Source organism: Viridibacillus soli (genome assembly GCF_016612995.1).
Classification (GTDB): domain Bacteria; phylum Bacillota; class Bacilli; order Bacillales_A; family Planococcaceae; genus Viridibacillus; species Viridibacillus soli.
In genome coordinates this window covers 84,156-98,359 of record NZ_JAEOAH010000007.1, presented here as the reverse complement: position 1 = coordinate 98,359, position 14,204 = coordinate 84,156, and the positions used below count along the sequence as shown (strand labels likewise).

The window sequence follows — 14,204 nt, the reverse complement described above, 5'->3', positions numbered from 1 at the left end:
GTTTACTGGCAACTTCGTATAGTTTACTGGCAACTTTTCACGGTTTACTGGCAACTTTGAGCACTTTACTATCAACTTCAAAAATAATTACATCAAAATACATATAGGGGTATACAACAAACTATAGTCAAACTTTCAATATCCTCTTTTCTATTCCTCATAGTAGAAAAGGTTACCCTTCACAAAATAAGGTTTTTCCAGCAACTCACCGTCCTCCGACTAATCCCCAAAACAAAACCGCCCCACATTTTATGGGGCGGCTAGTCATCAAGTTATTTTTTTACCCAACCTAGACCCATGGAACCTTCGCCTAGGTGTGTACCTATGACTGGGCCAAAGTAGCTGAGTTTGACGTTGACGTTTGGAAATCTATTTTGCAGTGTTGCCATCCACTCTATTGCTTCTTCCTCGCAGTTGCCGTGGATCACTACTGCATCGAGTTGGTCGTATTTTGCTGCATCTTCGCCGAGCATTTCTTCTACTCGTTTAAGTGCACGTTTACGCGTACGAATTTTTTCGAATGGGACGATGACCTTATCTTCGAAATGAAGTAATGGCTTCACTTGTAAAAGCCCACCGATTAGTGCTTGGGCTGCTGATAAACGACCGCCGCGTTGTAAATGAGCTAGATTGTCTACCATGAAATAAGCGCGCATCGTTTTACGCATTTCTTCAAGTGCTTCTAAAATTTCTTTAGCAGTGGCACCTGCTTCGGCCATTTCACCGGCTTTCAATACGTAGAAGCCTTGGACTGCACAAGAAATTTCACTGTCGAAGCCGTAAACATCGATGCCTTCTACCATTTCTCCAGCTTGGATTGCCCCTTGATATGTACCGCTAATACCACTTGATAAGTGAATAGCTACAATTTCGTCATATTCTTTTGATAACTCATTAAATAATGTCACAAAAGTACCGATTGGTGGCTGGGACGTTTTTGGGAGCTCACTTTCGTTTCGTACTTTATCATAAAAGTTAGAAGTTGTTAGGGTTACTTCTTCTTCAAATGTTTCATGTTTAATTACAACACTTAATGGGACCATGCGAATATTATATCGTTCACGCTCAGCCTGCGTTAAGTATGCTGTACTGTCTGTTACAATGGCAGTTGTCATTAATCGTTCACTCTCCTACTTCCATAGTATATTATTATCGTAAGAATGTGAAATAATAAATAATACGGATACAAAGATTGTTACTTTTCACTACTATGCGTTTTTATGTACGAGGAAATAGTAAAGCAGCTACCAAAAAGTTCAGTAGCTGCTACTATTCTTATTCCATTTTTTCACCCATTGCGTAAACACTTGTTACAAGCCATTTGCCATCTTCTTTAGCAAAGACAGTGTTTGTTTTGGCTGACTGTTTAAGCAGCTTACCATTCTCTACTTTTACTTCAGCAGTAATATTGGCATAAAGTTGTGCTTCTTTTTCATTATATTTATACACATTGAAGTCTTTTACAGTATATTTTATATCAAAGTTTTCGAAATTTAGTTTTTGATATTCCACATCCTCTTTTATATCGAAGCCTTTAGGATTTTTAGAAAGCGTTTTGCTATAGCGTTCGACGTCTTCTGCATTTAATGCTTCAATGTATTCATCAAATGCTTGATGAAGAGCTTTTTCCTCTTCAGCAGGAACATTTGTAGCCGCTTCTACTTTACCATCTACCATTTCGAATCCTATTGCTTGATCGTCATCGCTTGTTTCTTCAGGTGCTGTTGATTTTTCTGATTTTGTTACATCATTTTTTTCTTCTTCAGTTTTATCTTTAACCCCGTGGTCAACTGCATTTGAAGTTGCTTTGTTTTCACCATCGTTGACTGAACCGGAACTTTCTTTTGTTGTGCTGTTGTCATTGCCACATGCAGCTAACATAAGGGCACATACAGTGACAAGCAACCATTTTTTAAAATTCAATTCTAAAACCTCCCGCGCATATTGTAGCATATCTGCCGTTTGTCTAAAAATATATAGCTTTCGATAGATGTCCATCTTATAGAGTAATACGTTCTGTAGATAAAAACATCACTTTTTTGCAAGAAATAGTTACAAGTAAATGACGATTTCTTCAAGATAAAAGTTGCACAATACACAAATCCCCTACTTCTCAAAATGAGAAACAGGGGATGTGCTCAGTGCCTATCTAATTTAAGGTCATAGCATGCGTGCAATTGAAATTGCAGTGCTAGTCGCAAGCTATACAATGTCGATCGCCACCAAAGGATATTCAAGTTTTAAATGCAGGCTTTGACATTGCGCCTATGGTCAAAGTTGCTACGTACACTTTAATCATAGGCTATTTAATAACTTAGTACAAGCAATGCGGTAGTGTAGCGACTTGAATAATTTATGGCCTACCATATATTCGACAAAGACTTGAAATTAGCGTACTTCAACCCAACCGTTTTTAATTGCTGTAACTACGGCTTGTGTACGGTCATTTACGTTCATCTTTTGTAAAATACTTGATACGTGGTTTTTAACTGTTTTTTCTGAGATAAATAAAGTTTCACCGATTGCACGGTTACTTTGACCATCTGTTAACAATTGTAATACTTCACATTCACGTTTTGTTAATAAGTGGAATGGACGACGAATTTCTGTTTGATGGAATGAACCTTTGTTTTCGCGCTCGCTTAAACGACGGTACTCAGCTACTAAGTTTTTAGTTACTTTCGGGTGCAAATATGAACCACCAGTTGCTACGATTTTAATCGCTTCAACAATTTCGTCAGCGTCCATTTCTTTTAGCATATAGCCAAGTGCACCTGATTTCAGCGCGTGTGATACATATGATTCGTCATCATGGATAGAAAGCATCATTACTTTTGCATCAGCATATTTTTCTAAAAGTTCAGCTGTTGCTTCTACACCATTTTTTTGAGGCATATTAATATCCATTAATACAACATCTGGGTTATATTCTTCATAAAGTTGGATGACATCTGTACCGTCATCGCCTTCTGCTATTACGTCAAAAGTGTCTTCAAAATCTAAAATGCGTTTTACACCTTCACGGAATAGTTGGTGATCATCTACGATTATAATTTTTGTCATATTATTTCCTCCTAATTGTTACAAGCTCTAATCTTTTGGTTCCTGATTTAGCGGTATTTTAAACATTATTCGCGTTCCCTTTTGGATCTCTGAAGTTATTTCCATATCTCCACTTAATAATTCTACACGCTCACGCATTCCGATTAAACCAAATGAATTTCTCTTCACTATATTAGTATCGAAGCCTAAACCACTATCCTTTATAGTTATATTGGCGTGTTCTTTCAACCATTCAAATTTAACCCATACTGCTAACGCTTTGCCATGCTTTATCGCGTTGTTTACACATTCTTGTACAAGTCTAAAAATGGCTACCTCGTAATTTGTACCCATTCTTCTTTGCTCACCCATTGATTGAAAGTGGATAGTTGTCCCCTTATTATACTCTTCAACTGAAGAAAGGTATTTCTTTAGAGTAGGAACAATACCTAAGTCATCTAAAGCCATTGGTCTTAAATCATAAATAATGCGTCTTACTTCATGTAATGCATCGCGAACCATTTCTTTTAATTGTAATATTTCTTGTAAAGCTTTTTCTACCCCACGTTCTTGGTATGTGCGATTGATTAAATCTGTACGAAGTAATACATTGGCTAACATTTGTGCAGGTCCATCATGAATTTCACGAGAAATACGTTTACGTTCATCCTCAGTTGCTTCGATGATTTTGATTGTAAAATCTTCTTTCATCTTTGCATTTTCAAGTGCTGGACCAACTTGCTTCAAGTCAAACGTTAAATAATTCAATACAACATTTACCTGGTTCACAAGATGATTTGCTTTTTCGATAGTATCAAGTAAATTGCGCATCCGTCTTTCCAAGTCATCTCTTTTTTCACGAAGCTGCTTTTCCTCAGCTTGGATAACGGAATGACGGATTTGAAGTTGGTTTGCATGATCATAAGCAGTATGAATTTCAGCTTCAGAAAAAGTCTGGAAATTTTTTGAAACTTCGGCCAATTTTCTACGCGCTGTTTTCGTTTTGCCTTCTAAAATGTCATTTTCAGTAATTACATCAGCAATTTTTTCACGAACTTCTTCTAGCTCGATTTTCATTTCTTCAAATGTCCGTCTGCTCTGTTCGCTAATCGTGAAAATATCACTTTTAGATTCGTCTATTGTTTTTACCATTCGATTAAAAATTAAATCTAATGACTTTATATCAATTTTGTCTCCAAACATACACATACCCCTTACATATTGTGCTACATTTAGAATAAATAATGAGCATATATTAAAGTTCTATATATGTACCTATTTTCCTGTATCACAAAGTTAATTATAGCATTTTTATGATTAGTTTTTATTAAATTTTTATGTCAAGTAGATGTCAAAAAAAATCACTAGAAAAATTTTATTTATTTAAGGAGTTTACCATGCGCAAAAACTATTTTACACTAAAACGATTCGGAAGCGATGAACTAATCATCTCTAAATCAAGATTTATTGCTCATTGCGGACGAGTAGAAACAGAAGCAGAGGCAATTGATTTCATAAATAAAATAAAAAAGGAGAATCATTCTGCTACACATAATTGCTCAGCATATGTTATTGGCGAACACGATCAAATTCAAAAAGCGAACGATGACGGAGAGCCAAGTGGTACGGCCGGAGTACCTATGCTAGAAGTTTTGAAAAAACAGCATCTAAAAGATACCGTCGTCGTAGTAACTCGTTACTTTGGTGGTACTAAGTTGGGAGCTGGCGGATTAGTACGTGCTTACGGAAAATCGACAACAATTGGCATTGATGCGGCAGTTGTTGTTGAACGTCGCCTTCATAGTTTGATGAAAGTTGCGGTTGACTATACATGGTTAGGTAAAATTGAGAATATGATTCGGAGTTCTTCCTATATATTAGACAAAATCGATTATACGGATGGTGTCGACTTTTATATTTTTGTGCCAGAAGAGGACGAAATGAAGTTTACGAATTGGATCATAGAAATGACCAATGGACAATCTAAAATTCAACTTGATCAACAACAGTTCTTAGAATTCGACAGACAGTAACATAAATTTAATTTTACTATTTATAAAACCACATAGTATAATATAATTCGCTATACCTTTACATTTGAAACTTTTTGGAAGAGTTGCACGTCCAATATTTATATATAGCTTTGTATTCCTAATTTAGAGGAGATTATGTATGACTAATTTTAGAATGGGTCCTAGAAAGAAGAAGACCTCAAAGAAAAGACTTTTTTTGCGCGTATTTTTAATACTCATTGTCCTTATGGTTGCCTCAACTGGCGCCTACGCATATTGGCTAACGAAAAAAGCGGAGGAAGCGGCGAATAATGCGTATGACAAAGACAATACACGTATAAAATCAGAGCTCCGAGAAACGCAGGTCGAACCAATGACGGATAATGTATCTATACTATTTATCGGTATCGATGATAGTGAAAAACGTGAGCAAGGTTCAAATCATTCGCGCTCTGATGCATTGCTTCTGGCAACTTTAAATAATAAAACGAAATCAGTGAAGCTATTAAGCATCCCTCGTGATTCTTATGCCTACATTCCATATGTTGGCTATCAAGATAAAATTACGCACGCACATGCTTTTGGTGGTACGAACGCAACCATTGATACCGTTGAGAACATGTTAAATGTACCAGTCGATTATTATTATCGCTTAAATTTCGATGCCTTTATCGAAATCGTTGATGCACTTGATGGCGTTCAAGCTGACGTTCCTTATGCACTACACGAGCTTGATGAAAATGATAAACGTACAGTGAACTTAAAACCGGGCTTACAAACGTTGAATGGTCGCGAAGCATTAGCACTTGCGAGAACGCGTAAACAAGATAGTGATATTAAACGTGGTGAACGTCAACAAATGATTTTAGAAGCCATTCTGAAAAAAGCATCATCTGTTACTTCATTTACAAAATATGACGATCTTCTAGCAGCTGTCGGTAACAATATGAAAACAAATATGACGTTCAATGAAATGAAATCATTCTTTGAATATATTAAAGGTGGTATGCCAAATGTTGAATCGTTGGCCCTTAAAGGTGACGACGACATGTCTACTGGCATTTACTACTACAAATTAAATGAAACTGAATTAGTTAATACACAAAATACATTGCGTAAACAACTTGGATTAACAGATAGCGACCCAAGCAACGCACAAGATAGTACAGCAGACACAAATAGCTCTGGTGGCTCTGGTGGTTCTGGTTATAAATCAAACTACAATTCGGATAATAAGAGCCAATAATAATGAGAAGCCCTCAGTCGAGATGACTGAGGGCTTTTTGGTGTGTTTCCCAGTTTCGGTATGTTGCCAGTAAAACCAAGAAAGTTGCTAGTAAACCATGCGAAGTTGCTACTAAACTATGACTTCCAAAGTAATATCATCATGTATACCTCAGCTACAAGAACAAAAAAAGACGATATTGCAGGTTTCCCTGAAAAATCGTCTTTCACTATTTTACTTCTTGTTATTACGTACTAAGTTTAATAGTGGTCTGTAATTTGAGCCTGCAAGTCCTATGACTTCTACGAACAATTCGATTGCTACAAGTAGCACCGTGATGAGTAGAATACCACCCCAGATCTTAGCCATAGAGAAAGTAATGGCTGCTAGACCGAACATCGATGCAATGCCGTAAATGATTAGAACTGTTTGGCGATGTGTGAAACCAACATTTAATAAGCAGTGATGTAAATGTGATTTATCTGGCGAAAATGGTGGTTGTTTATTTAATAGGCGGCGAACAATCGCAAAGAATGTATCTGAGATTGGTACCCCTAGCATAATGATCGGAATAATGAGCGAGATAAATGTGACGCCTTTGAATCCAAGTAGAGCCAAAACAGAAATCATAAAGCCTAGGAATAGTGCCCCCGTATCCCCCATGAAAATTTTCGCTGGGTGGAAATTGTAAAACAAAAAACCTAATGTACTGACAGCTAATAATGTTGCCATGATAATAACAAATGTATTTCCCATAATAAAGGCCATTCCAGCAAGTGTAATAAGCGAAATTGTTGAAACACCAGCAGCAAGACCATCTAGTCCATCTATTAAATTAATCGCATTCGTAATACCCACTATCCAAATAATCGTCAATGGAATACTCAGGAAACCAAAGTTTAGCATACCATCGAACGGTAAGTTAATGAAATCAATTTGAATTCCACCAAAAAATACGACGATAATGGCCGCGATGAATTGACCTAGTAGTTTAGCCTTCGCTGAAATTTCAAAAATATCATCAAGAACACCTGTTACAATAATGATAAAACTACCGATTAAAAGTGGAATCAGTGCTGGATTCATAGGTCTATAAATGAATACACCTATAAGGAATGCAAGGAAGATAGCTAAGCCACCTAGTCTTGGCATAATGTTGGCATGCACTTTGCGATAGTTTGGACGATCGACAGCTCCGACACGATATGCAAGTCGTTTAACAAGTGGAGTCAGTAAAATTGAAGCTATAAATGCTACAATCCATGCAAGGTATATCATACCCTTCCTCCTTAATAACTCTCTACGTTTATATTTTATATACGCACATAAATGCGTTCCAGTTTATTTACAATTTATTTACATTATATTATAGCATGAATTACTAGAAAACACACTTTGTTGGTGGAATATATACCTTCTGATATTATATTTATTTGATTTATAGGACGACGGTTCCAATCAAATAGTTCCACCTTCTATAGAAAAATTCTCCCAACAATGCTGTCAGGAGAGGCGTTCTGTCATATTCAAATTATTGTACCCCCCTACCCTGAGGGATAATCATTTTCCATATATTACATTTAACTTTGCATCTCAAACTTTGTCGTTGACTGACGCATCGCTGCAGCTTGCTCATGCACGCCATGAATACGTGTTGATAGCAATTCAATAGTTGATAGATTTTCACTTAGGAACATCGTTGTCTCTTCAATATGCTCGGTATTTTGAGTAATAGCGTCATTTAGCTGGTGGATTAGCGACTTGGTACTTTCCTTATCATTTTCTACCGTTTGAATCTGCATTGACATCTCTTCAAATTGCGCACGTGTATCACTTATATATTGTGTGATGATTGTCATTTGCTGTGCTGTATTTTGAATAGCTGTGGCACTTTCTTCAGATGTTTTGAGTCCTGCTTTGAAGGACTTTGCCATTGTCCCGCCTTGCGCTGTAATATTACCTGACAGTTTATGAATATGGTGCGCCGCATTGGATACTTCATTGGCTAATTTCCGAACTTCCTCTGCTACAACTGCAAAGCCCTTCCCCGCTTCGCCAGAGCGTGCCGCTTCAATTTCTGCATTTAATGCTAATAAATGCGTCTGCTTGGCAATTTGCTTCACTAAAAGTGATACGCGCACAATTTCATTTGTACGCCCTTGCAAAAGAGTTCTTTCCTGCTCTGCTTCCACTAAAAGATTCTGTAGCTCCGTCATTTTACTAACAGCTACATTCATCGACAAACTACTAGCACCCACGTAGCTCTCCGCATGAATCGCCTTTTTTGAAAGATGCTCCACTTGCCCAACGATATGTTGCAAGTTGTCAGAGAAACGTTCCATAAAAGCAACGATGCCATCGGATGATTGTTGTTGCGCTTTTGCATTATGTAAAGATCCCCTTAGCGACACAGACACGGCTTTAGAGCCTTCTACTGTTTGCACAGAATAATCTTGCAGCGCCTGGCTATCATTTGATATTTCATGTGCAGACGTTTTGATCATTTGAATCATTTCCACGAGCTGGTACTTCATATGATTCATAGCTGTCGAAACTTGTCCTATTTCATCTTTCGTACTAATCGGTAAATCTGCAGCATTTAAATCTCCTTTTGAAATGCTGTGTGCTGTCCCCGCTACTAACTCAAGTTGATGACGAATTTGGCGATTTGTCATGATTAATAACAATGTTGAGATGGCTACAGCAAGTACGAACGAAGCGCATAATATGATCAAAGTACGGTGTTGGCTATCATTCATTCTCTGCAATATACTTTCACGCTCTGTTGATTTTTCGGTACGAATTATATGTAAGGTTTGTTCTATATTTGCATACGATTGATAGACCGAATTTAGTTGACGCCGTTTTGCGATATTGTCTTTTTTCTCTACAGATACTTTCAAACGCTTTATGTATAATTCGCTAATTCTGCCTTGCTCAGCTTCGATAGTTGCTAGATCTTGCGGTTGTAACGTTTTAACAGATTCATTTAACAAACTATCTAGTGCTGACATCGATGCGTTAAAGGATGTATCATGCGCGGGAAGTGGGTCTCCAGCATAATGAGTGACAGCTATATATAACGTGCTAAATTCCTTAGATAATGTGTCTATGACATTAATATTCTTCGATAAACTATCCAGCTCTTGTGACCATTTTCTATTTTCATTTACTTGATACATCAATGTGATCGTCATGATTGCGAATAATAGAAATGTACTACTAAGTGTGAGAAAGTACTTTCTTCTTAAGGCCATTTTATTCCATTTAAACATATAAAATACCCCTCCTTAAAAATAATCTAGCATATTGCCTAGATTAAAAGTTTTATTCTACAAACACTTAACAGTACTTTTACACTAGCTTTACAAACATATTTTGAAAAAAGAAAGCGTTTTATGCGCTGATTTATGAAAAATCCTACTAGCTTGTCTCTTTTTATGGTTCCATTCTTTACGTATTCATGTTAAAGTTGTTTAGTGTCTTTTTACAACCGTTGTAATCGGAATTTTCAGATTACAACGAATATTTATTTTCTTTTAAAAAAAAATAGTGTTATGTTTTCATAGATGAAATCATTGCGCAAGTAAATTTTCAAAGGAGTCCTTTTTATGAAGAACAAATCTTTATCTCTTGGGGAGCAAGTTGCAGTTGGTTTAATGCTTTTCGCATTATTCTTAGGTGCTGGTAACATTATCTTCCCTCCACAATTAGGTCAACAAGCTGGCGACTCATTTAGTATAGCAATGCTTGGATTTTTAATCACTGGTGTAGGTTTACCATTAATAGGTGTCATCACTGTCGCTAAATCTGGTGGCCAATTACAAGATCTGGCTGGTAAAGTCCACCCTGTTTTTGGGGTCGTATTTACTTCCATCGTCTATTTAGCAATTGGACCATTCTTCGCTATTCCACGTACAGGTACAGTTTCTTATGAAATTGGTGTAGCAGAATTACCATTTATGACGGACGCTTTGCGCGAATCACCAATTCCGTTATTAATTTCTACTATTGTTTTCTTCGGAATTACAGCATTTTTTGCATTAAATCCAACGAAGTTAGTTGACCGTGTAGGTAAAATTCTGACACCTCTCCTTCTACTAGTCATTGCGTTACTAGCAGCGAAAAGTATTATTACACCAATGGACGGTCCTGGTGAAGCTGTAGGTAAATATACTACACAACCTTTCACAGAAGGCTTCTTACAAGGTTACTTAACAATGGACTTCTTAGCGGCATTAGTATTTGGGATTGTTATTATCCAAGCACTGCAAGCTAAAGGGGTAACAGACAATGGCAAAATCGTTAAAACGACTATTTTTGCCGCATTCATTGCTGCAGCTGGTTTAGCATTAGTCTACATTTCTTTAGGATATATCGGTGCATCAAGTCTCCAAACAATTGGCGCACAATCAAGTGGTGCTGAAGTTATTGCAAAATCTGCAAATATCCTTTATGGTGATTTCGGAAATATCTTATTATCAGCAGTTATCCTACTTGCTTGTTTATCAACTTCAATCGGTCTATTAACTGCATCATCACAATTTTTCACAAAGATTTTCCCTAAAATTTCGTATACAGGTTTTGTATTTATTTTCGGGATTTTTAGTACGGTCATTTCAAACTTTGGTTTAGCACAACTTATTTCAATCTCTCTACCAGTGCTTTTAGCAATCTACCCGATTGCAATCGTGTTAATGTGCTTAGCTTTAGTCGATAAATTCTTCAATGGCGCACCAATTGTTTACACAGTTGCATTAATCGCTACTGCACTAGTTAGTATATATGATGGTCTAAAAGCTGCTAAAATTGAAATCCCTGCTTACGAGGACTTATTAAGTCACTTACCTCTTTATGCAGAAGGTATTGGTTGGTTAGTCCCTGCAATCGTCTGTACTGTGATCGGATGGATTATTTCACTATTTACAAAAAAATAAGATTTTGTACTTATACAGCGACCAGAGCGAATTGCTCTGGTCGTTTTTTCGTTATTATCATACTATTCACATCCTATTTTGATAATAAAATATTTTCTGTATTATAAATTTTCTTTCAAAAGCTTGAATCTATCTCGGATTGTGATATGTTATATAAGCTATTGATATAGATTAAGATTTTGATAAGATAAAGGGGTGTGAAGCAAATGGAGTGGTTTGAAGGTATTTCTTCTATATTACTCATATTGCTAGTTGTTTTAGTTATTATTCCAATAATTACTGTGGTCTTCTTATATTTCTTTGACCGCACTCAAAAGCAACATGCTATTTTAAGAAACTTTCCTATTTTAGGAAGAATGCGATATATTCTTGAAAAGATCGGTCCTGAATTCCGTCAGTATTTATTTGACGATGACCATTCAGGTAAGCCTTTCAATCGTGAAGATTTTTTACATATTGTATTACCTGGGAAATATCTAGGTAACGTAATCGGCTTCGGTTCAAAACGTGATTTTGATGATGCTGGATTTTACATTCGTAATGCGATGTTTACGAAACAAGTTGATGAATTGCATGTAGATGCAGAGGAACGTATTCATACAAAGAAATATGTAATGGATGCTGATAATCTATTTTCACGGAAAGAACATACAGAAGAGGTTGATGTAAATCCGTGGTTATTGGCGGAGGATGACGCCATTGTTATCGGTCCTAATTGCAATGAGCCTTTCCATGTTCGTAGCTTAGTCGGTCAATCTGCCATGAGTTATGGTGCGCTTGGTAAAAATGCTATCACTGCCCTGTCCAAAGGGATTGGTATGGCACAAGGTTCTTGGATGAACACTGGTGAAGGTGGTATTTCTGAACACCATCTAGCGGGTAAAACGGATTTAATTTCTCAAATTGGATCTGGCCTCTTTGGTTATCGTACAAAAGAAGGCGAATTTAGTTGGGATATGCTTGCCGAAAAAGCTGCCATGCCTCATGTAAAAGCATTTGAATTGAAGTTGGCACAAGGTGCTAAAACACGTGGTGGTCACGTTGAAGCGGAAAAGGTAACAGATGAAATTGCTAAAATCCGTAATATCGAACCACATGTCACGATCAATAGCCCAAACCGCTTCCGACAATTTGATGACTTCCCTACTCTATTTGATTTCATCGAAAAAATTAGAGAACATGGCGGTCTTCCTGTAGGTATTAAAATTGTTGTCGGCAGCCCACAAGATGCAGATGACTTAGCCATTTATATGAAGGAATCTGGCAAAGGTCCTGATTTCATTTCTATTGATGGCGCTGAAGGTGGTACAGGTGCCACATACCAAGATTTAGCTGACGGTGTTGGCTTACCCATCCACTCAGGCTTAGTCTTATTACAGGATGCTTTAGTTCGCCACGGCGTACGTGATCGCGTGAAGATCATTGCATCTGGAAAAATCATTACGCCTGACCGTGCAGCTGTTATGCTCGCATTAGGTGCTGATTTAATAAACATCGCACGTGGCTTTATGATTTCTGTTGGCTGCATTATGGCGCAACGTTGTCATTCAAATGATTGCCCTGCTGGCGTTGCAACAACGAATCCGAAGTTGCAAAATGGACTTATCATTGATGAGAAGAAATACCGTGTCACAAACTATATCGTCTCTATGCGCGAAGGTCTTTTCCGCGTAGCCGCTGCAGCTGGACTTGACTCTCCAACGAAATTGAGTAGCGAGCATATTGTTTATAAAGATGCGTATGGTCGAGTATTCTCTGTTGAGGATTTGGAAAAGAAATAATTTAATGTTTTAGAGGAAGCATTTCGCTGTGGCGAAATGCTTTTTTTAATGGAAAGAATCTTTTAGATTGGACTTGGTCATCTCGAGGGGATATCTCAGTTGAAATTTGAGAGTAATTTGAAGGAGACGGAAGTTTACTGGCAACTTTGGATGGTTTACTGGCAACTTTGGGGACTTTACTGGCAACTTTATCGATTTTACTGGCAACTCTCTTCAAAATAATAGGGGTATACTACATCAAAACACTATATTGGTAAGACATATTTGGCATATCGGTACTTCCCCGATTTTTGCGAACTATATTCCATTAAAATTCTTTTCGCTAGGTCTACATTATCAATTTGTAAAAAATGTCTACATTCTTTATTTGAAATCGTTGAATCTATTAACCAGGCATATTCTCGTAAAGTTTGTTTATGCGCATCTCGACTTTCTTCACCACATTTATGACAACGCCATCTTCCATAAGCTCTCTGCATTCCGACATCACCACACACTTCACATATTACACCCGTTTTAATATGATCCATTTCAATTTTATAACGCTGACATAGTGGATAGGGATGATAATGACGATGCTTTGCTAATAGAAAATTTTTCATCGCTTTTAATTCTTTCACTGTTAGTATCGATTCTTTTACTTTCATATTATGCAAAAATGAGCAGATTTCGTTGCGTAGCAGTACTTTTGTTTTCACAGAGGTTTCCTTGATGTAGCTGCTTGCGAATGCGAAGACAACTGCCCCGTGCACTGGTATGATTAGACCTTGCTCTTGGAATAGTTGCTTCATTTGATGTGTATATTCTTCTAGTTGGGCTTCTGGGCTATTGAATGAGTGGATTTCTCCATTTTCTAAAGTGCGGATCAGCTGTTGCGGATTTTGCCTCAGTTCAATGGCACCGCGTATATTCTTCACTTCGAAGATCATGATGTAGTATGGGGTGATGATGAGTGTATCAATCTGGATGTGGGATTCAATGTAGAGGTTTAGGTTATGAAATATGTAATGCTCGTAAGGCAGATTCAGTCCGTCCAATTTAAACATGATGACTTCTTCACCTTTGTCGCCCGCTTCAATACGACCGATTTCATCTTGAATATAAAGATATTGTGGATGAGATTGAGAGAGTCTATATACTAGTGATTTCAACGCTTGTAAATGGGCTGTCTTTTCATATTTTTTGATAATCAGTTGTCAGCACCTCC

At 37.2% G+C, this 14,204-nt stretch carries 13 protein-coding genes; 6 read left to right on the top strand and 7 right to left on the bottom strand.

Translation table 11 applies throughout. The features are described 5' to 3' along the window. Window positions 1-272: 272 nt before the first annotated feature. The 4 genes from JFL43_RS08095 to JFL43_RS08080 form a co-directional block, all read right to left on the bottom strand. Window positions 273-1,115 carry a DegV family protein gene (locus JFL43_RS08095; protein ID WP_200748627.1) on the bottom strand — a complete coding sequence of 281 codons (843 nt, stop codon included), beginning with the start codon at window positions 1,113-1,115 and terminating at the stop codon, window positions 273-275. Window positions 1,116-1,275: 160 nt separating this feature from the next. Continuing rightward, entirely contained in the window at window positions 1,276-1,923 is a 648-nt protein-coding gene (locus JFL43_RS08090; protein WP_200748625.1) for a nuclear transport factor 2 family protein, read from the bottom strand. A gap of 465 nt (window positions 1,924-2,388) precedes the next feature. Next, window positions 2,389-3,063 carry a response regulator gene (locus JFL43_RS08085; protein WP_100794721.1) on the bottom strand — a complete coding sequence of 225 codons (675 nt, stop codon included), beginning with the start codon at window positions 3,061-3,063 and terminating at the stop codon, window positions 2,389-2,391. 27 nt (window positions 3,064-3,090) lie between these two features. Next, a complete protein-coding gene (locus JFL43_RS08080; protein WP_200748624.1) occupies window positions 3,091-4,245 on the bottom strand; it encodes a sensor histidine kinase in 1,155 nt (384 codons plus the stop codon). Window positions 4,246-4,439: 194 nt separating this feature from the next. Between JFL43_RS08080 and JFL43_RS08075 the strand changes: the two genes are divergently transcribed. The 3 genes from JFL43_RS08075 to JFL43_RS08065 all read left to right on the top strand — a co-directional run bounded on the left by JFL43_RS08075 (window position 4,440) and on the right by JFL43_RS08065 (window position 6,537). After that, window positions 4,440-5,075, top strand: a complete 636-nt coding sequence (locus JFL43_RS08075; protein ID WP_200748622.1) for a YigZ family protein — start codon at window positions 4,440-4,442, stop codon at window positions 5,073-5,075. A 139-nt stretch (window positions 5,076-5,214) separates the two neighbouring features. Further along, a complete protein-coding gene (locus tag JFL43_RS08070; RefSeq protein WP_200748621.1) occupies window positions 5,215-6,300 on the top strand; it encodes an LCP family glycopolymer transferase in 1,086 nt (361 codons plus the stop codon). 42 nt (window positions 6,301-6,342) lie between these two features. Beyond that, on the top strand, window positions 6,343-6,537 hold the full coding sequence (locus JFL43_RS08065) for a hypothetical protein (protein ID WP_200748620.1): 195 nt from the start codon (window positions 6,343-6,345) through the stop codon (window positions 6,535-6,537). On the opposite strand, the gene JFL43_RS08060 is transcribed toward JFL43_RS08065, so the two are convergent. Beyond that, the gene (locus JFL43_RS08060; RefSeq protein ID WP_100794726.1) at window positions 6,514-7,557 is read right to left on the bottom strand and encodes a glycosyltransferase family 4 protein; all 1,044 of its coding nucleotides are present in this window, start codon (window positions 7,555-7,557) and stop codon (window positions 6,514-6,516) included. The genes JFL43_RS08065 and JFL43_RS08060 overlap by 24 nt on opposite strands. Window positions 7,558-7,859: 302 nt before the next feature. Then, window positions 7,860-9,554: a methyl-accepting chemotaxis protein gene (locus tag JFL43_RS08055; RefSeq protein ID WP_200748619.1), complete on the bottom strand. Its 1,695-nt coding sequence runs from the start codon at window positions 9,552-9,554 to the stop codon at window positions 7,860-7,862. Between the two features lie 336 nt (window positions 9,555-9,890). Between JFL43_RS08055 and brnQ the strand changes: the two genes are divergently transcribed. The 3 genes from brnQ to JFL43_RS23025 all read left to right on the top strand — a co-directional run bounded on the left by brnQ (window position 9,891) and on the right by JFL43_RS23025 (window position 13,219). Beyond that, window positions 9,891-11,216, top strand: coding sequence for a branched-chain amino acid transport system II carrier protein (gene brnQ, locus JFL43_RS08050; RefSeq protein ID WP_100794728.1), 1,326 nt, complete (start codon window positions 9,891-9,893; stop codon window positions 11,214-11,216). Between the two features lie 206 nt (window positions 11,217-11,422). Continuing rightward, window positions 11,423-12,997 carry an FMN-binding glutamate synthase family protein gene (locus JFL43_RS08045; RefSeq protein WP_200748618.1) on the top strand — a complete coding sequence of 525 codons (1,575 nt, stop codon included), beginning with the start codon at window positions 11,423-11,425 and terminating at the stop codon, window positions 12,995-12,997. Between the two features lie 99 nt (window positions 12,998-13,096). Then, entirely contained in the window at window positions 13,097-13,219 is a 123-nt protein-coding gene (locus JFL43_RS23025; protein WP_267907762.1) for a hypothetical protein, read from the top strand. A 23-nt stretch (window positions 13,220-13,242) separates the two neighbouring features. Here the strand turns inward: JFL43_RS23025 and JFL43_RS08040 are convergent, their stop codons facing one another. Continuing rightward, complete coding sequence (locus JFL43_RS08040; RefSeq protein ID WP_200748617.1) at window positions 13,243-14,148, bottom strand: nuclease-related domain-containing protein; 906 nt, start codon at window positions 14,146-14,148, stop codon at window positions 13,243-13,245. Window positions 14,149-14,204: the final 56 nt, after the last annotated feature.